Origin of the sequence: Microtetraspora sp. NBRC 16547, from assembly GCF_030268965.1 — a bacterium.
Classification (GTDB): Bacteria; Actinomycetota; Actinomycetes; order Streptosporangiales; family Streptosporangiaceae; genus Microtetraspora.
This window is the reverse complement of sequence record NZ_BSSE01000026.1, coordinates 19858-37231: the sequence shown is the minus strand read 5'-3', so window position 1 is coordinate 37231 and position 17374 is coordinate 19858. Positions and strand designations below refer to the sequence as shown.

The following is a 17374-nucleotide window of genomic DNA, read 5'->3' as shown; positions in this document are numbered from 1 at the left end:
GGTCGAATGGGTGAAACGCGGGCCGTGCGCAAGCTGTGGCGATCGTACGTTAGAGCCGTCGTCTCAGGTGCCCTGGTGCCGCCGCAGTTCCTCCAGCCAGGATCTCTCCTGCTCGTCATCGTGATGCGGTGGCGCTTGGCGTGTCCTGATGATCGCTCGCTAATGCTCGGCACGCTCAATGTCGGAGCGGTCGATCGTGAAGAACCCTTCGTGCTTACCGCAACCTGCAGGCGGCCTGACGAGGGAGTAGGAGGGTTGTGTCTTCGTGACCCATGACCCTCCCCCGCTGAAGGTGTCCCCGTCTAGGATCTGCTCTCCTTCAGGGGTAATGATTCCCCGCCTACCGTCCGGCGCGCGCAGCGGCGTGGTGCCTTTGGGCCATAGAGGGACGGCAGTGCGTACTGGCGGATATTTGGTAGTGACAAGGACCAGGCAGGACTCGTTCTCGATCCACTTGAGGCGGGCGACCAGCGGCATCATATGGCTGCCTACTCGGTCATGCACGAGGATTGCGGGGTCGGTGCCTATTGCCTCGTGGCAGAAGACCGCTGGACAGGGCGTCCGGGAGGGCGGATGAGTGGCGGAGCCCCGGGCGGGCGGGCTATTGCTGGCACAGGCCGATATGCCCGCCATGCCGACCAGTACGGCGGTGAGGGCTGTAAGTCTCATCTCTCGCTTCTGGAGGGGCGGAAGTGCGCTGGGCCGCACCGTGCGGCGAGGCAGTGCGAGCCCAGCGGCACTCTATCGGGTGGTGCAATCGCCGTCACCCGTCTGATTGCAGTACTGACCCTTTACATTGGGCGTCACGCAGTGCCCGGCGCGGGTGCCGCCGCGCTCGGCGGCGGGCCGGTCCGCCGCGCCGTCGTGGTCGGCGGCCCGGCGGGCGACGAAGAGATCCTCGGCGTGCCGGCCCGTGAGCTGCCCGGCGCCCCCGCCCTCGGGCGGGGCGACGTGGCGGGCGCGCTCGGCCACCGGTACGTGGTCGCCTACGACCTGCTGGCCTCGGCCCCGCGCTGAGACTCGCTTGTGGCGCACATCCCCCGGCCGGGGTTCACGGCGTGGCGGTGACCGGCGGGCCCCAGTGCGGACCCGGCGGCTCCCTGTGGAAGAGCTCAAGGACGCCGCGGGCCTGCCGCACGATGGCCTCGTCCACGAACCGGCCGTCGGGCAGGGCGACCGCGCCCTGGCCGGCGGCCGCGATCACCTCGTGGGCGGCGGCGATCTCGGCCTCGGTCGGGCGGTACGCGTTCACGATGACCGGAAGCTGGGCCGGGTGGACCGCCGCCCGGCCGCGGAACCCCGCCGCTCGGCCCTCCAGACAGGACGCGGCCAGCCCGGCGAGGTCCCGGATGTCCGGGTAGACCGACTGGGCGGGCGCGGGCAACCCGGCCGCCCGGGCGGCGACCACGACGCGGGAGCGCGCCCAGGCCAGCCCGCCGTCGGCGCTGACACCGAGATCGGCGCGCAGGTCGGCCTCGCCCAGCCCGATGCTCGCCACCGCCTCGGACGCGGCGGCGATCTCGAAGGCGCGTTCCAGCCCGAGCGCGGATTCGAGCAGCGGATGCAGGGGCACGCCGGGCACCGCCGCCGCGATCTCCCTCACCTCCGCCGCGGACTCCACTTTGGGCACGCGGATGCCGCATGTCCCGGTGACGAGGGAGGCCAGCGCGTGCATGTCGGCCTGACCGTACGGCGTGCGCACGTCGTTGACGCGGATCTGGACCCGGGGCTGCGGGGTGGCGAGCAGCGCGACGGCCTCGGCCCTGGCCCGGCCCTTGTTCTCGGCCGCGACCGCGTCCTCCAGATCGACGATGACGACGTCGGCGTCCGTGGCCAGCGCCTTGGCGACCCGGTCGGGCCGGTCTGCGGGCACGTACAACCAGGTCAGCGGCATGATCGGGAACCCGGCTCTGGGTCCGGTTCCGGGCACTGGCCGGGGTCCGCCCGGAGGCACGTTCTGCGGCACTGCGTCACTCCTCGTCGCGTTTTCTGCCGCTTGATGATCCCCCTGACACGCCGGGTCAACCTCGCCGGGGTTGTGATCTCTCACACGATGATCCGGCACACGATGATCCGGCACACGATGATCCGGCACACGACGATCCGTCACACGACGCCTTTCTCGCGGAGCGCGGCGATCCGGCCGGGCGGCAGGCCGAGCGAGGTCAGCACCTCCTCGGTGTCGGCCCCGTGTGGGCGGCCGGTCCAGCGGATCTCGCCGGGCGTCCCCGACAGCCGGAACATGACGTTCTGCATGCGCAGCGGCCCCAGCTCGGGGTCCTCCACCGTGGTGATCGCGTCGAGCGCCCGGAGCTGGGGGTCGGCCATGACGTCCCGCACGTCGTAGACCGGGGCGACCGCGGCCTGCGCCTCCTCGAAGGCCGTGAGGACCTCGTCACGGGTGTGGCGGGCCACCCAGGCGGCCACCGCCGCGTCCAGCTCGTCGGCGTGCCGGACCCGCCCGGCGCCGGTGGCGAACCACGGTTCGGCGATGTACTCGGGACGGCCGACCAGCCGCATGACGCGCTCGGCGATGTTCTGCGCCGAGGTGGAGACGGCCACCCACGAGCCGTCCGCGCACCGGTAGGTGTTGCGCGGCGCGTTGTTGACGGACCGGTTCCCCGTGCGCGGCGGCACGACGCCGAGCCGGTCGTAGATGGTGGGTTGCGCGCCGAGCACGCTCAGGATCGGCTCGATGATCGACAGGTCGACGACCTGCCCTCGGCCCGATCTGAGCGCCGTCATGACCGCGAACGCCGTGGCGAGCGCGCAGATGCCGTCCGCCAGGCCGAACGGCGGCAGCGTCGGCGGGCCGTCCGGCTCCCCGGTCATGGCCGCGAACCCGCTCATGGCCTCGGCCAGCGTGCCGAACCCCGGTCTGCGGGCGTACGGGCCGAACTGCCCGAACCCGGTCACGCGGGCGAGCACGAGCCGCGGGTTGGCCGCGCCGAGCCGGTCGTAGGACAGGTTCCACCGCTCCAGCGTGCCGGGGCGGAAGTTCTCGATGACCACGTCGGCGTCCCGTGCCAGCTCGACCAGGAGGTCCTGGCCGTCCGGCGCGGACAGGTCGAGGGTGATCGTCCGCTTGTTGCGGCCGAGCATCTTCCACCACAGCCCGTCCGGCCCGTGGCCGCGCGAGGGGTCGGGTTTCCGTGGGTGCTCGACCTTGATCACGTCCGCGCCGTAGTCGCCGAGCAGCATCGCGGCCATCGGCCCGGCGAACAGTGTCGCAAGGTCCAGCACGCGGACGCCCGACAGTGGCGGCGTGGCGGGGGCGGTCATCGTTCCTCCAATCGGGTTTCCCGCGCCGGGGACAGGCCCGCGTGCTCGTCCGCGGTGGACGAGCACGCGGGCCTCCGGTCACGGCAGCGCTGACACAGAGCGGCCGGCAGAGCCCACAGCAGAGCGGCCGGCCGAGCTCACGACAGGGCGGCGTCGATCTCGGCGCGGCTCGGCATGGACGTGCTCGCACCCTCTCGCTGGACGGACAGCGCCGCTGCCGTCGAGGCGAAGCGCAGCGCGTCCGCGGGGCTGCGGCCCTCGGACCTCGCGACCGCGAGCGCGCCGACGAACGTGTCGCCGGCCGCCGTGGTGTCCACCGCCTCGACGGGTACGGCGGGCACCAGCAGCCGGGCCCCGGCGCGCGAGCCGTACAGCGCGCCCTTGGACCCGAGGGTGATCACAGCCTCGGGCACGCGGTCGAGCAGGGCCTTGAGCGCGTCGTCGGGGTCGGCGGCGCCGGTGATCGCGGCGGCCTCGTGCTCGTTGGGCACGATCAGGTCCACGGCGTCGAGCAGCTCGTCCGGCAGCTCCACCACGGGGGCGGGCGTCAGGACCACGGGCACGCCCGCGGCGCGGGCCGCGCGGGCGCCCTCGACGACCGCGTCGAGGGGCAGTTCGAGCTGCAGCAGGAGCGCGCGCGAGCGGGCGATCAGCTCGATGTCCTCGGCCGCGCAGCCGGTGACGGTTCCGTTGGCGCCGGGCACGACGATGATCGAGTTGCCGCCGCTGTCCTCCACGACGATGTGCGCGATCCCGGACGCTCCCGGCACGACCCGCAGCCTGCTCGTGTCGACGCCCGACTCGAACAGCGCACCACGCAGGGCCGGCCCGAAGGCGTCGTCGCCGACGGCTCCGATGAACGCCACCTTGGCCCCCGCCCGGGCGGCCGCGACCGCCTGGTTTGCACCCTTTCCGCCGGGCACGGTGCGGAACGCCCGTCCCGTGACGGTCTCGCCCAGCTTGGGAGCGGACGGCACGTAAGCCACCAGGTCCATGTTGGCGCTGCCGAACACCGAGATCACGATGTTTCCTCCAGGATCGTCACCTTTATCCCGCTTACCCTGCCATCAACCGGGTGCGCCGGGCGAGCTCCCCCAGGGCGATGCCGTCGAATCCGGTGACGCTGCTGGTCAGGCGGTCCTTCATGGACCACTGCCCGGGAACGCCCCCGTTCAGCGCTCCGACGATCGATCCGACGGTCGCGCCCGCCGAGTCGGTGTCCCAGCCGCCCGCGACCGCGCCCGCGATCGAGGCGGTGAAGTCTCCCCGTCCGTGGACCAGCGCCGCCGCGATCAGGGCGGCGTTGTTGATCGTGTGGACCCAGTGCAGGTGGCCGTGCCGGTCGTGGAGGTGGTCCACGACCCGTTCGAAGTCCGGCTCCGCGCCCGCCACGTCCACGGCGTCCCGTACGGCGGCGGCGAGCCGGGATCCGGCGGGAACCACGGACAATCCCGCCTCGACCACCTCGACGGCGGACGAGGCGTCCAGGGACCGCGCGCACATGGCGGCCGTGAACATCGCGCCGTAGACGCCGTTCGCCGTGTGGCTGAGCCGGGCGTCCCGCCAGGCGAACTCGGCCGCCGTCGCCGGGTCCCCCGGGTTCGCCCAGCCGTACACGTCGGCCCGGATGAGGGCGCCGATCCATTCGCGGAACGGGTTGCGGTAGGTGGCGGTCGTGCGGCCGCGGCGGCCACGCATCTCCGCGGCCTCCGGCTCGATGCCCATCAGGAGGTTGCGATAGGCCACCCGCTCCGCGGTGAACACCCGGCCACCGGGCAGCTCGTCGAGCCACATCTGCGCGACGTCGCCGGTGGTGAAGCCCCTGCCGTACCGCTCCAGGACGGCCAGCGCGAGCAGCGCGAAGTTGAGGTCGTCGTCCTCGGGGATCCCGTCGATGTTCTCCGCGAGGCTGTTGACCGCGCTGCGGCGGTTCCACGGCCACCTGCGGGCGGTCTCCGGCGGCAGTCCCCTGGCGGTGAACCAGCCGCGGATCGGCCAGTTGCCCGTCGCCTCGGCGATCTCCCTGATGCCCTCGCGCGGGATCTTCTCCACCGGCTTGCCGAGCACGCATCCGGCGGCCCGGCCCTGCCACGCGCCGAGCACCCGGGCGGGGTCGGCGGGCCGGGCCGGGCGTCCCGGTTCCCGCAATCCGGGTCCCTCCCCGCGCCGTTCCCCGGCCGGCCAGCCGGGGCAGGCGGCGACGATCTCGTCCCAGCCGGACGGCTCGGGCAGCGGCGAGGGGATCGCCGCCAGTTCGTCGAGCAGCTCCTCCGCCAGTCGGCGCAGCCGTACGGGAGGGGCCTCCGGGGAGGCGCCGGCGCGGGGCGGCGCCGCGTGCCCTCCGGCGGCGTGCCAGCGCGCGGCGATCTCCCGTGCCTCCGGCAGGTCCCACCTGCCGTCCTCGGCGGCCTGGCGCAGCTCGTGACCGACGAGGTCCTCCGGCTGGACCCAGGTGAGCCGCATCACGAGGCGTCCCCGGCGGCGAGCAGCTCGGCGAACGCGGCGTCGGCGGCGCGGCGGCGTTCCGCGTCGGCGGCGCGCACTTTGCCCGCCACCTCGGCCAGGGCGAGGCCGGGCGCGACGAGGTCGGTCCTGCTGGCCGCCGACACCTCCTCGATCCACCCGGCCGGTACGGCGGACCGCCCGCCGAGCGCACCGGCGACCGCGCCGCCCATCGACGCGATCGAGTCGGCGTCCCGTCCGTAGTTCACCCCGCCGAGCACGGTCTCGCGGTAGTCCCCCTTGGCGATCAGCAGGAACGCGAGGGCGAGCGGCAGCTCCTCGATGCTGTGCACGCGGCTCGGGCGGCGGGCGCCGAGCCCCTGGTCGCGGTAGGTGTCGGCCACCGTGTCGTAGGGCCGCATGGCGGCGCGCAGCGTCTCGAAGGACCCCTCCCAGTGGCCGAGGTCCCGCGCCGCCGAGCACACCGCGTCGATGGCCGCCTTCGTGCCGTCGCGCGCGAGCCGCAGGCACGTCGCGACCACCGAGTCGGGCGTGGCGCCAGGCCGCATCGCCTCGGCCACCGCGGCGGCGAGGACCCCGGCCGCCTCCCGGCCGTAGCTGGACTGGTGCGCACCGGCGAGGTCGATCGCCTCGGCGTAGGCGCCGTCGGGGTCGCCCGCGTTGACGACGCCCACGGGCGCCATGTACATCGCGGCGCCGCAGTTGACAATGTTGCCGACGCCGGCCTCGCGCGGGTCGATGTGGCCGTAGTGCAACCGCAGGACCAGCCACTTCTCGGCCAGGAAGACCCGGTGCAGCGGCAGCGCCTCGGTTTCGAGCTCGGGGATCCAGCGCTTCTCGCCCATCATCTCCGGCACGAGGTGCTCGGCGGCGGCGTAGGCGTCCAGGTGCCCGCCCGCCCGCTCGTACACGCGGATCAGCGCGTGGGTCATCAGCGTGTCGTCGGTCACGTGGCCGTCGCCCTTGTGGTACGGCGCGATGGGCCGGGCGTTGCGCCAGTCCGCGAAGTACGGCGGGACGACGCCCTCGACGTGGCCTCCGTAGCGCGCCCGGATCTGCTCGGGCGTCCATCCCTCGGTGGCTCCGCCGAGCGCGTCCCCGACCGCCGCCCCGGCCACGCAGCCGACGGCCCTGTCCTCAAGCGGCGTCATGCCGTTCCCCTCCGTGTCGCCATCTGTGTCGCCATCTGTGTCGCCATCTGTATCGAAATACCTGTCGAGTCGCGTGTGCTTCCCGTCCCGTGGCCGGCCACCAGCGCCCGCGCGACGGCGAGCAGGTCCGCGCCCGCCAGCTCGGGCAGGCAGCAGCCCGTCAGCGTGCGCGCCGCCGTCCGCCATCCCTCCGGCAGCGCCGCGTGTCCCGCGCACGCCCCGGCGAGCGCGCCGGTGAGCGCGGGCGCCGAGTCCGCGACCGACGCCAGGCAGGCCGCCGCCGACACCGCGGCGCCGAACGCTCCCCCGGCCCCGAGCGCCGAGGCTCCGGCCTTTCCGGCCGCCCCTCCGGCCGGCTCTCCCAGCGACTCTTCCGGTGGCTCTCCTGGCGACATCGCCACGTCGGCGAGGGCCAGGGCGATCGGTACGGTCTCCGCGGCCGCCACTCCGTAGCTGTAGACGTGGTCGAGCAGCGCCGCGTCGAGAGCGGGCACGGCGGCGAACGGGTCGCCGTGCTCCCGCGCCACCGCCACGGCCGTACGCGCGGCGTGCCCGATCGCGGTGTCCTCCGGAAGCGCGCCGACCGCCGCGTCGACCGCCTCCCGCATCGGCGCACCCCTCACCAGCGCGCCGACCGCCGTCGCGACGGCCACGGCCCCGAGGACGCCGTCCCCGGAGTTGGTGACCTGAGCGTCGGCGACCGGGTCCATCCCGGCCGCGCCGAACGCCACCGCCCGTACGGCCGCCGCGTCGTCGAAGAAGTGCGGGTTGTCGTGACCACTCGCGGGCGGTCCCAGGCCGGCGGCGAGGTTGTCCAGCGCGGACCAGACGGAGATCCGGGCGCGCAGGTCGTCGCGCTCGGCGAGCCGTCCGAACGCCTCGGCGCGGTCGTCGTGGATCGTCGCCGCCGTCCAGGCGAGCCATTCGGCGTCGTCGGACGGCCCCAGCGCCAGCGGCTCGACCGGCTGGTTCAGCGCGAACGGCACCGGCAGCGTGGTCACCTGGCGTTCCTCGGCGAACGCGTCCAGCTCGCGGTGCAGCCGCCTGCTCCACGGCGCCAGCCGCAGCGACCGGTGACGCGCGGCCGGCCAGCCGGCGGCGTCCCCGATGGCGAGGCCGATGAAGGCGCCCAGAACGCGATCCTCCTGCGGCGGCGTGCCGCCGCCGCCCCCCGATGACATGTTTCTCTACATCCCTTCCACGAGCCGGTCTGCGGGCCGGTCGCTGGTTCGCTCGGCGAGTCGGTCCGTGAGTCGGTCCACGAGTCGGTCGGCGGCGTCCAGGACGTGCCGTCCGGCGACCACGGGAAGGCAGCGGCCGGTGACCGCCCCGATCCGGCGGGCCCAGCGCGCGGGCACGCCCGCCTCGCCGGTGCCCGCGCCCGCCAGGGCGCCCGCGATCGCGGCCGTGGTGTCGGCGTCCCTGCCGAGGTTGGCCGCCGTCACCACGGCCGCCTCGACCTCTCCGCCGCCCCTGAGGTAGGCGGAGAAGGCGAGCGCGACCGCCTCCGGGGCCAGATCGGTCCACGGATAGTGCTTCACCACGACGGCGTCGTGGAGCCCGCGCGCGAACTCCTCGCGCGAGGTCGTCTCCCTCCCGGCGTCCGCGATCTCGATGGCCTTCCCGACGGCGCGCGCGGTCCACGAGTCCGCGGGGATCGCCCGCAGTCCCGCCTCGATCACCTCGCCCGGCTCGGCGCCGGTCATCGCGACCGCCACCGCCGCCGCGACCGCGCGGCCGCCGAGGACGCCCTCGCCGCTGTGGCTGACCCGCCCGTCGACCTCGGCCAGCCGCGCCGCCTCGTCCGGGTCGCCCGCCGCGAAGATCCCGTACGGCGCGGCCCGCATGGCCAGTCCGTCGGACCAGCCGTGCGGGTGCCACCGGCCGGTCAGCGGCGGCCGGAGCCCGCGGCGGAGCGCCTGGACGGTGCCGAGTTCGGAGAATCCCGCCCCGCGCATCGGCCCGTCGGCCCGGGCCACGATCTCGGTGCGCCATGCCTCCACCACGTCCTGCGAGGTCAGCGCGTGACCGTGGCGGAGCAGGAGGGACGCGGCGAACAGGCTGTACTCGGTGTCGTCCGTGCCGCCGCCCTCGATCTCGTCGAGCACGCCCCAGCGCGCCGCGATGGCCTCGGGAGTCAGGTTCTCCGCGGGCGCGCCGAGGGCGTCGCCGGCCGCCAGGCCGAGCAGGCACCCCCGGGCGCGATCCCGCGGCGACAACGGCGGGAGTGGCGAGAGTGACGCGAGTGGAGCGGTCACCGCGCGTACCGCTCCAGCACCTTGTCGCCCTCCTCGACGAGCTTCCTCGCCGCGTCGTCCAGGCTGATCTTGTCGGCGAAGTACTCCTGGAGCGTCGGCGCGCCCACCTTGCTCTTCCACTCGTCGTAGCCGTTGACCTTGAGGTACGGCGCGACCACGAGGTTCTTGGCCGACGCGGTGGCGACGTCCCAGAAGTTCTCCTTGGTGGTCATGGCGGGGTCGGCCGCGGCGGCCGTGCTCGTCGGGAGCAGCCAGTCGCCCTTGGCGAGCTTGGCCTGGTTCGGGCCGTTCAGGAAGAAGGAGATGAACTTCACCGCCTCCTGCGGGTGCTTGCTGTCCGTGGCGACCGACAGCGTCTGCGAGGTGGCGCCCTGCTGGGCGGTGGCGCCCTTCAGCGGCGGCAGCGTGACCCACTCGAAGCCGTCGGGCGCCTGCTCGGCCACCTGCTGGCGCAGGTAGACGCCGGCGGGCACCATCGCGTACTTCCCGGCGAAGAAGCCGGGCAGCGGGTCGGCGGTGCCCATGCCGAGCGCCGACGGGTCGGCCGACTTGTCCTTGTAGAGCTGGTCGTGGATGCGCTGCAGGACCTCGCGCTCCTCGGGGCCGACCTTGACCGTGGTCTTGCCGCCCTCCGTCGTGAAGAAGGTGCCGCCGAAGTTGAGCCCGAGGGTGAGCACCTTGTTGACCGGCGACTTCATCGGCCAGGCCACGCCGTACGCGCCGCCCTTGGTCATCTTCTTGGCGGCCGCGGCGAACTCGTCCCACGTCCAGGGGGCGTCAGAGGTCGGGATCCGGACCCCGGACGCGTCGAGCAGCTTCTTGTTGGCGTAGATGACCTGGGACTCCTGCAGGAACGGCACGCCGTACACGCCCTGGCCGCCCTTGCCGTCGGCGAAGGTGACCGTGTCCCACGCGGGCTGCGGGATGTCGCTCTTCAGCTCGGCCGGCAGTGAGCTCGACAGGTCGAGCAGGAAGCCGCGCGAGGCGAAGCCCGACAGGGCCGGGGAGTCGTCGTGGATCACGTCCGGCGGGTCGCCCGCCTCGAACGACGTGACGAGCTGGTCGTTGACGTTGTCCCAGCTCCCCTGGACGTACTCGACCTGGATCTCGGGGTTGGCCTTGTTCCACTCGTCGACGAGCTGCTTGTTGGCGGCGATCGACTCCTTCTGCCAGGCGAGGCTGAGGAACCGCAGCTTCACCGGCCCGCCGGAAGCGGCGCCGTCGCCGTCGCCTCCCCCGCTCGAACATCCGGCGGCCAGAACGACGGCCGCGACCGCGAGCGCGGCACTCCAACGCCTCATGTGACTCTCCTATCGGGGGGAACGCGGGGAAACTCGGAAGATTCGGGGCATTTCGGGCTACCCCTTGACGGCGCCGGCCATCAGGCCGGATCTCAGCCGCCGTTGGATGATCGCGAAGAACACCAGACTCGGGATCGTCGCCAGCAGCGAGGCGGCGGCGAGCGGGCCCAGCCGTACGACGCCCTCCGGGCCGGTGAACTTCACCAGCGTCAGCGGCAGGGTGGCCACCTCGGGGTCCTTGAGGACCACGAGCGCGAACAGGAACTCGTTCCAGGACGAGATGAACGCGAACAGCAGAGTGGCCACGACGCCGGGGACGAGGAGCGGCGCGACGACGCTGGCGAGCGCCCGGAGCCGGCCCGCCCCGTCCACGGACGCCGCCTCCTCCAGCTCGCGCGGCACGGCGCGCACGTAGCCCTGGAGCATCCAGAGGGCGAACGGCAGGGTGAAGGTGACGTGCACCAGGGCGAGGCCGGGAAGCGTGTTCACCAGCTCCAGCCGGCGCAGCACCATGAACAGCGGGATGATGATCAGGATGACCGGGAAGACCTGGCTGACCAGCACCCACCCGATCGCGATCTTGTTGAGCGTGCTTCGGTACCGCGCCAGCGCGTACGCCGCGGGAAGGGCCACGAGCACGGTGATCACGGCGCTCGCCAGCGCGACGACCAGGCTGCGCGCGGCGCTGCCCACGATGTCCTGCTCACCGAAGGCGTCGGCGAAGTTAGCCAGGGTCGGGTGGCGCGGGATCCAGGTCGGATCCAGGTTCGCCATCTCCTGCGGCGTCTTGAGCGCCGTGGACAGCAGCCAGACGAGTGGGAACGCCAGGAAGACGAGGTAGCCCAGCAGGGCGAGGTACTTCAGGGCGGTGCGCATCAGTCGGCCTCCCGCATCTGCCGCCACAGGTACACGCCGAGCACGGCGAGGACGACGATCGTGATCGCGACGCCGAGGGTCGCCGCGTACCCGAAGAAGCCGTAGCGGAAGGCCTCCTCGTACGCGAACAGCATCGGCAGCCGTGTCCGCCCGCCCGGGCCGCCCTGTGTCAGGACGTAGACCAGGCTGAACTGGTTGATGTTCCAGACGAAGTCGAGCGAGGTGATCGCCACGATCACCGGCCGGAGCTGCGGCAGGGTGACGTTCCAGAAGCGCCGCCACACGCCCGCGCCGTCGACGCCGGCCGCCTCGTGCAGCTCCTTGGGGACGTTCTGCAGCCCGGCCAGCAGGACGACCGTCGTCTGCGGCATGCCCATCCAGACCCCCACGACGATCACGGCGGGGAGCGCGACGGAGAAGTCGTTGAGCCAGTCCACGTCGGTGCCGAGGACGGCGTTGAGTATGCCCGCGTCCGGGTGGTAGACGAGCCGCCACATCAGGCCGATGACCACGGGCGGCATCGCCCACGGCACCAGCGCGAGCACCCGGGCGAACCCGCGCAGCCGCAGGTCCTGGTCGAGCAGCAGGGCGAGCCCGAGCGACGCGAGGAACTGCAACACGGTGACCGACACGGCCCAGACCATGCCGATGCGGAACGACTCCCAGAAGTCGCCGTCGGTGAGCAGCTCGCCGAAGTTCGCCAGACCGACGAACGACGTCTCGGTGTTCCGCCCCGACCTGGCGTCGGTGAACGCGAGCATGATGCCGTAGACGAGCGGTCCGACGCTGAGCACCAGCACGGGGATCAGGGCCGGGAGCAGTAGCACGAGCGTCTCGCGGTTCTGTGCCCGATTCCGGGACCGGTTCCGGGCCGGGCCGCGCCGGGTCCCGGCGGGCCGGACGTCCGTGAGAGTCATCGGCTCCCCTCCCCGCCGTCCCCGGTGCTTCCGCCGTCGCCGGCGGCCCCGATTTCCCCGGCGGCCCAGGAGGAGCCGCCGGACTCGACGGTCTCGGCCGCCCGCACGCCCACGGTCGACGCGCGTACGGCCAGGCGCGGCTCGACGGTGACGACGCGCGGCTCCCGCTGGCCGTTCTCCAGCCGGTCGAGCAACAGTTCGGCGGCGGCGCGGCCGCGGCGGGCCGAGCCGAGCGACACGCTGGTCAGCGCGGGCCAGGCGACCGCGGCCAGGTAGGTGTCGTCCATGCCGACGACGGCCACGTCCTCGGGCACCCGCCGCCCGGCGCGGCGCAGCACGTCCAACGCGCCGAGCGCGATCAGGTCGTTGGCGCACATGATCGCGTCCACGTCGGCGGCGCGGTCCAGCAGCGCCTGCACGGCCGCGGCCCCGTCGGCGCGGTAGAAGTCGCCCACCTCGACGAGGTCCTCGTCGTACGGCAGGCCGAGAGCGGCGAGGGCCTCACGGTAGGCGGCGGCCCGCGCCGCGCCGGGAACGGTGTCGGTCGGGCCGTTGACGAACGCGATGCGGCGCCGGCCGAGCCCGTGCAGGTGGTCGAGCGCGAGCCGCACGCCGGTGCGCGAGTCGGCCCGCACGTTGTCGACACCGGTCCCCTCGGGCACCGAGCCGATGACGACGACGGGGGCACGGGCGGCGGCGAGCGCGCGGAGATGCTCGTCGGTGACCCGCAGCGGGCTCATGATCAGGCCGTCGACGTACCGCTCGCCGAGCCCGCGCAGCACGTCCAGCTCGTCGGCCACGTCGGCGTCGGTCGAGTGCAGCAGGAGGCGGTAGCCCGCGGCGCGGAGCACCGGCTGGATCTCCCGCACCATCGCGAGATAGACGGGGTTGCCGATGTCGGCCATGGCGAACGCGACCTGATTCGTACGCCGGTTCTTGAGCGAGCGCGCCACGGAGTTGGGGACGTAGCCGAGCTCCTCGGCCGCGCTCAGCACGCGGCGGACCGTCTCCTCGCGCGTCGGCAGTCCGTTGAGTACGCGCGAGACAGAGGCGATCGACACCCCGGCACGCCGCGCGATCGTGTTGATCGTGGGGCCTTCGGCCACAAGTCACCTCGTCAGTGCTGGTGTAAACGTTTACGGCAGGACCATGTCTGTAAACGTTTACGGATGGGATGAAGCCATGAAACATGCGGGTCACGGAGAGCGTCAAGTCACGATCCCGTAAACCGATCCGGCTAAAGATCGGCATCAAGCGGTGCGTTGGTTCACTCATTCGGCCGGATTCGCCCTAGAATCCGCCGATGTGAACGAAGGTCACGACGACCCGCCGAAGCTTCCCACCCGGGAGCGATCCTCCCGGCCTGGAAGCGGCCGCCACCGGCGCCCGCTCCCGGCGACCCTGCCGCCGGACGCGCCCGCCTTGGTGCTGGCCGTTCCCGGCATGGCGGGAGACGTCGCGGCCGAGATCGCATCGATCATCCGGCTCGACAACCCGCAAATCGATCTGCGCCTGGTCTCGCTCATGGACGGCGGCGCCGATCTCGCCAAGGAGTTCGTCTCCGCCGCCGCCGACCGGCCGGCCGCGGAGACCGCGGCGGTGGCCGTCCCGCTGGTGACCGGCTCCCACCCCCGCGTGATGCGGGCCGTACGCGACGCGGTCACCCAGAGCGAGACACCGGTGACGATCACCGATCCGCTCGGTCCGCACCCGCTGCTCGCCGAGGCGCTGCACATGCGGCTGTCTGAGGCGGGGCTGGCCCGCGTGGACCGCATGCGGCTGTTCAACGTGACCTCGCCGGTCGACGGCATCATCGTCGCGACCACCGGCGGCGACGAGGGCGCACGCGGGGCGGACGCCACCGCGGTGCTCCTGGCCGCGCGCCTCACCCTGCCGGTCGTGCCCGCCGCGCTCGACGGCGTGCCGAACGTCGCGGACGCCGCCGAGCGGCTGCGCAAGATCGGCGCCAACCGGCTCGCCGTCGTCCCGTTCGTCATCGGGCCCGAGGCCGACCACGAGAAGGCCACCGCCGCGGCCGAGGCCATCGGCGCTGGCTGCGCCGCGCCGCTGGGCGCCCACGAGGCCGTGGCCCGCCTGGTTGGCATCCGTTACGGAGCCGCCCTCGGCTCGTACGAGGAGTCCGACGAGGACTGAGGGCCTTCCGGGGCCTCAGTCGGAAGGGGGCGGTCCGGCCCGCGCTCGGTGCCCCCTTCCCGGCTCACGCCCGCTCCCCCGTCCGTGCTCCGCGGAGCGGGCGCGGTACGGCCGGAGGAGGGCGTCAGCCCTCCAGGTCGTACCAGTGAGGCTCGGCCTCGTAGACGGTCATGGGGTCGGGCGCCGGACCCGCTTCAGGACCGGGAACGACGTAGAGATCGACGGTGTCGGAGCTGGAGTGGCGGGAGCCCTCGACGATCCAGCCGTCCTCCATCCGGTCGGCGGTGACCCGCTGGTCGACGAAGCCCCCGTCCGGAAGGGTCCAGTACAGGCGATAGCCGACCTTCAGCCTCCGCCGGCGCAGCTCGTCCCGGGCCTCCGCGACCGTCCTGCCGTGGCTCCGGTAGCCGTCCAGGGCCTCCTCCCCCGGGTCGAACAGACGATCGTCGGCGTATGGCTCGCCCGGCGCGGCGGCGCGGCCGATCCCGAACACGACGCGGCCCGAGTAGTGGGCGGGCAGCCACACCTTGCCGCAGAACGCCGCCGCGCACGGCGCCACGTGCTGCACGCCGATGCTCCCCGGACCGCGGAAGCCGGCGGGCACGACCGGTCCGATCAGCCTGCCCACCTCGTCGGGCGGCACCGGGATCGTCTTCACCGTGACGTTCAGCCCCACCGCCCGGAACGCCTCCTCGAATCGGCCCGGGTCGGCCGCCGGATCGGTGACGGTGACGCTGAAGTAGTCCGTCGCCCTCTCGATGGTGACTGCTGCATTGGCGTAACGGGTGGCCGGTCCGCCGGGCAGGCCGACGCCGATCGCGACGGCGACGCCCAGACCCACGGCGACCGCGCCGAGCGCGAGCGCCCGCCGCGCCCTGCGAGCAGGCGCCACCCGGAGGCGCCGCCCGGCGGGCGCGCGCTCCTCGGACACGATCGACTCCATCAGCGCCCGGGCCTGGGCGGTGGACGCCTGTCCGGCCAGGTCCTCGTCACGCAGCCGGGCAAGGTTCGCAAGGTTCACAACGAGCTCCCTTCGAGTATGGCGGCGTGGGGATGGTCGACTCCGGCCGTGGCGAGCGCCCGCGCGAACCTCCTGCGCGCCCGGTAGAGCCGGATCCGCACGGCGTTGCGGGAGATGCCGAGCGCGGCGGCGAGCTGCCGGGTGTCGAGCCGCTCCCAGGCGACCAGGGACAGCAGCTCCCGGTCGCCGTCCGGCAGCGCGCGGAAGACCCTGCCGATTGGGGAGAAGTCCTCCTCGGGCGAGCGCGTGTGCGTCACGGCGGGCAGGGAGGCGAGGTGCTCGCGCAGCGCCTCCGCCCGCTGCTCCCTGCGCAGTTCGCCCCGCCTGTGGTTGGCGAGCACCCGCCGGGCCACGCCGTACAGCCAGAGCCTGGCCTCGTCGCCCTCGGGCAGCTCGTCGATCCGCCGCCAGGCGACGGTGAACGTCTCGGCCACCACGTCGGCGGCGTCCTCGGGGTCCCGGCAGCGGCGCAGGACGTACCCGAGTATCGGTTCGTAGGCACGCTCGTAGACGTCCGCGAACCGGCCGTGGGGATCGGCTCCCATCCGGCCTCCTTAATTGATCGTCGGTCATCCCGTCCATGTCCGCGTTCCCGACGCCATTTCGCCGCCGGGTCCGCGACTGTCTGGATGGGGCGAGCGCCTCCGCGTACTGTCGGCTGGTGAGCGCTTCCGATCACGCTTCTGATCGCGATCCCGACCTCGCGTACATCGCCGGGCTGGTGCGGGTGCGGGCGGCCGCGGGCGCGCTGATCCGCGACGACGCCGGCCGGGTCCTGCTCGTACGACCCACGTACAAGGAGACATGGGATATTCCGGGCGGCTCGCTGGAGCGGGACGAGTCGCCGCGCGCGGCGTGCGTCCGCGAGCTCGCGGAGGAACTGTCCATCACGCCGGAGATCGGGCCCCTGCTGTGCGTGGACTGGGTCCCTCCGCTGCCGCCGTGGGACGGCGGGCTGATATTCGTCTTCGACGGCGGGGTCCTGTCCGCGGAGGATGTGGCGGACATCCGGCTCCCGCCGGACGAATTGGACCGGTTCGCGTTCGTGGCGGCCGATGACCTCGACGATCTGGTGCGCCCGGCGATGGCCCGCCGACTCCGGGCCTGCCTGGAAACGCGGGAAAGGGGCGGGCTCTACCTGGAGGACGGCTTCCGGACGCCGCGGGGCTCCTGAACCGCGCGGCCGTGGAACCAGCGGTCGCCTGCGGTCGCCTCCGTGCGGGGACCGCGCCAAATCTTCCGTCCGACGACCAGGCCTACGCGCCCTTGGCGCGATTCCGAGCGCGATCCTGGAGGCGGCGGGCGGACCGGCCGGTCACGGGAGGCGGCGCCGTCCGGCGAAGCCGAGTTCGGTGCGGTGGTACCAGACGAGGTCCGTCTCCCCCTCGATCCAGCACAGCCGTACCGAGACGCCGTCGAGAACGGCGGGGAAGTCGACGAGGACGGGCGCAACGCCCTTGAGTTCGATGCCGTGGTCGCCGAACCAGAGGAGGATCTCGCCGATGCGGGCCTCCAGAGCCTTTCCTTCGGGGATGCCACCGAGCGGCGAGCTTCCGGCGCTCTCCAGGTCGTAGGAGAGCTCGGCGAGGTCCGCCCGGAGCGCCACCAGGTCGGCCACCCGCGCGCGGACGTCGGGCATGAGCGACCTGGCCTCGTCAACGCTGAAGATCCGGTCCATTCCCGGCACGCTACCTCCTGCCGTGACGGCGGCGTGCCGTAACCCTCGGGGAGCAGCCAGGGAGCGGCCTCCGGACTCCGCCGCGGATCTCGCTGTCTGCCGGCACATCTGCCAGTACACCTGCGGTATCTACCGGCATTTGGGAAACACAGCGAACGATCGCAACAGTCGTCACAAATGTCTTTTATTTCCTGAAATCAACCGTTTATCACTTCCCTGTCGAGACGATGACGAAGCCGTGTCCCATCTCATATAGATTGTCGTAAATGTTCG

At 72.8% G+C, this 17374-nt stretch carries 17 protein-coding genes; 3 read left to right on the top strand and 14 right to left on the bottom strand.

What is annotated here, in order from left to right; all coding sequences use genetic code 11:
* Positions 1-810 precede the first annotated feature (810 nt).
* A complete protein-coding gene (locus tag QSK17_RS28140) occupies positions 811-1017 on the top strand; it encodes a hypothetical protein (RefSeq protein WP_285708425.1) in 207 nt (68 codons plus the stop codon).
* A 34-nt stretch (positions 1018-1051) separates the two neighbouring features.
* Here the strand turns inward: QSK17_RS28140 and QSK17_RS28135 are convergent, their stop codons facing one another.
* The 11 genes from QSK17_RS28135 to QSK17_RS28085 form a co-directional block, all read right to left on the bottom strand.
* A complete protein-coding gene (locus tag QSK17_RS28135) occupies positions 1052-1966 on the bottom strand; it encodes an HpcH/HpaI aldolase/citrate lyase family protein (protein WP_285708422.1) in 915 nt (304 codons plus the stop codon).
* 140 nt (positions 1967-2106) lie between these two features.
* Positions 2107-3282 (bottom strand): CaiB/BaiF CoA transferase family protein, encoded by a 1176-nt coding sequence (locus tag QSK17_RS28130; RefSeq protein WP_285708420.1) that lies wholly within the window; start codon positions 3280-3282, stop codon positions 2107-2109.
* A 137-nt stretch (positions 3283-3419) separates the two neighbouring features.
* The gene (gene rbsK / locus QSK17_RS28125) at positions 3420-4304 is read right to left on the bottom strand and encodes a ribokinase (protein WP_285708419.1); all 885 of its coding nucleotides are present in this window, start codon (positions 4302-4304) and stop codon (positions 3420-3422) included.
* 34 nt (positions 4305-4338) lie between these two features.
* Entirely contained in the window at positions 4339-5745 is a 1407-nt protein-coding gene (locus tag QSK17_RS28120; RefSeq protein ID WP_285708417.1) for an ADP-ribosylglycohydrolase family protein, read from the bottom strand.
* A complete protein-coding gene (locus tag QSK17_RS28115; protein WP_285708416.1) occupies positions 5745-6896 on the bottom strand; it encodes an ADP-ribosylglycohydrolase family protein in 1152 nt (383 codons plus the stop codon). The genes QSK17_RS28120 and QSK17_RS28115 overlap by 1 nt, the downstream gene beginning before the upstream one ends.
* A complete protein-coding gene (locus tag QSK17_RS28110; protein WP_285708415.1) occupies positions 6893-8077 on the bottom strand; it encodes an ADP-ribosylglycohydrolase family protein in 1185 nt (394 codons plus the stop codon). Before QSK17_RS28110 ends, QSK17_RS28115 begins: the two co-directional genes overlap by 4 nt.
* A gap of 6 nt (positions 8078-8083) precedes the next feature.
* The gene (locus QSK17_RS28105; protein WP_285708413.1) at positions 8084-9154 is read right to left on the bottom strand and encodes an ADP-ribosylglycohydrolase family protein; all 1071 of its coding nucleotides are present in this window, start codon (positions 9152-9154) and stop codon (positions 8084-8086) included.
* Positions 9151-10455, bottom strand: a complete 1305-nt coding sequence (locus QSK17_RS28100; protein WP_285708412.1) for an ABC transporter substrate-binding protein — start codon at positions 10453-10455, stop codon at positions 9151-9153. The genes QSK17_RS28105 and QSK17_RS28100 overlap by 4 nt, the downstream gene beginning before the upstream one ends.
* A 57-nt stretch (positions 10456-10512) precedes the next feature.
* Entirely contained in the window at positions 10513-11331 is an 819-nt protein-coding gene (locus tag QSK17_RS28095; RefSeq protein WP_285708411.1) for a carbohydrate ABC transporter permease, read from the bottom strand.
* Positions 11331-12248, bottom strand: a complete 918-nt coding sequence (locus QSK17_RS28090; protein WP_285708410.1) for a carbohydrate ABC transporter permease — start codon at positions 12246-12248, stop codon at positions 11331-11333. Before QSK17_RS28090 ends, QSK17_RS28095 begins: the two co-directional genes overlap by 1 nt.
* Positions 12245-13354 carry a LacI family DNA-binding transcriptional regulator gene (locus QSK17_RS28085; protein WP_285708409.1) on the bottom strand — a complete coding sequence of 370 codons (1110 nt, stop codon included), beginning with the start codon at positions 13352-13354 and terminating at the stop codon, positions 12245-12247. Before QSK17_RS28085 ends, QSK17_RS28090 begins: the two co-directional genes overlap by 4 nt.
* A 199-nt stretch (positions 13355-13553) precedes the next feature.
* Here QSK17_RS28085 and QSK17_RS28080 point away from each other — a divergent pair, with 199 nt between their 5' ends.
* Positions 13554-14402, top strand: coding sequence for a sirohydrochlorin chelatase (locus tag QSK17_RS28080; RefSeq protein WP_285708408.1), 849 nt, complete (start codon positions 13554-13556; stop codon positions 14400-14402).
* A gap of 124 nt (positions 14403-14526) precedes the next feature.
* On the opposite strand, the gene QSK17_RS28075 is transcribed toward QSK17_RS28080, so the two are convergent.
* On the bottom strand, positions 14527-15423 hold the full coding sequence (locus tag QSK17_RS28075; protein WP_285708407.1) for a hypothetical protein: 897 nt from the start codon (positions 15421-15423) through the stop codon (positions 14527-14529).
* Positions 15420-15968: an RNA polymerase sigma factor gene (locus tag QSK17_RS28070; RefSeq protein ID WP_285708405.1), complete on the bottom strand. Its 549-nt coding sequence runs from the start codon at positions 15966-15968 to the stop codon at positions 15420-15422. The genes QSK17_RS28075 and QSK17_RS28070 overlap by 4 nt, the downstream gene beginning before the upstream one ends.
* Positions 15969-16084: 116 nt before the next feature.
* Here QSK17_RS28070 and QSK17_RS28065 point away from each other — a divergent pair, with 116 nt between their 5' ends.
* Entirely contained in the window at positions 16085-16597 is a 513-nt protein-coding gene (locus QSK17_RS28065; protein ID WP_285708404.1) for an NUDIX domain-containing protein, read from the top strand.
* A gap of 141 nt (positions 16598-16738) precedes the next feature.
* On the opposite strand, the gene QSK17_RS28060 is transcribed toward QSK17_RS28065, so the two are convergent.
* Positions 16739-17101 carry a DUF2203 domain-containing protein gene (locus QSK17_RS28060; protein ID WP_285708491.1) on the bottom strand — a complete coding sequence of 121 codons (363 nt, stop codon included), beginning with the start codon at positions 17099-17101 and terminating at the stop codon, positions 16739-16741.
* Positions 17102-17374 lie beyond the last annotated feature (273 nt).

Coding starts and splice junctions, on each gene's coding strand:
- QSK17_RS28100 (WP_285708412.1), bottom strand. CDS start 10,455: ATGAGGCGTTGGAGTGCCGCGCTCGCGGTCGCGGCCGTCGTTCTGGCC.
- QSK17_RS28060 (WP_285708491.1), bottom strand. CDS start 17,101: ATGGACCGGATCTTCAGCGTTGACGAGGCCAGGTCGCTCATGCCCGAC.
- QSK17_RS28095 (WP_285708411.1), bottom strand. CDS start 11,331: ATGCGCACCGCCCTGAAGTACCTCGCCCTGCTGGGCTACCTCGTCTTC.
- QSK17_RS28110 (WP_285708415.1), bottom strand. CDS start 8,077: ATGTCATCGGGGGGCGGCGGCGGCACGCCGCCGCAGGAGGATCGCGTT.
- QSK17_RS28120 (WP_285708417.1), bottom strand. CDS start 5,745: ATGCGGCTCACCTGGGTCCAGCCGGAGGACCTCGTCGGTCACGAGCTG.
- QSK17_RS28090 (WP_285708410.1), bottom strand. CDS start 12,248: ATGACTCTCACGGACGTCCGGCCCGCCGGGACCCGGCGCGGCCCGGCC.
- QSK17_RS28130 (WP_285708420.1), bottom strand. CDS start 3,282: ATGACCGCCCCCGCCACGCCGCCACTGTCGGGCGTCCGCGTGCTGGAC.
- QSK17_RS28115 (WP_285708416.1), bottom strand. CDS start 6,896: ATGACGCCGCTTGAGGACAGGGCCGTCGGCTGCGTGGCCGGGGCGGCG.
- QSK17_RS28070 (WP_285708405.1), bottom strand. CDS start 15,968: ATGGGAGCCGATCCCCACGGCCGGTTCGCGGACGTCTACGAGCGTGCC.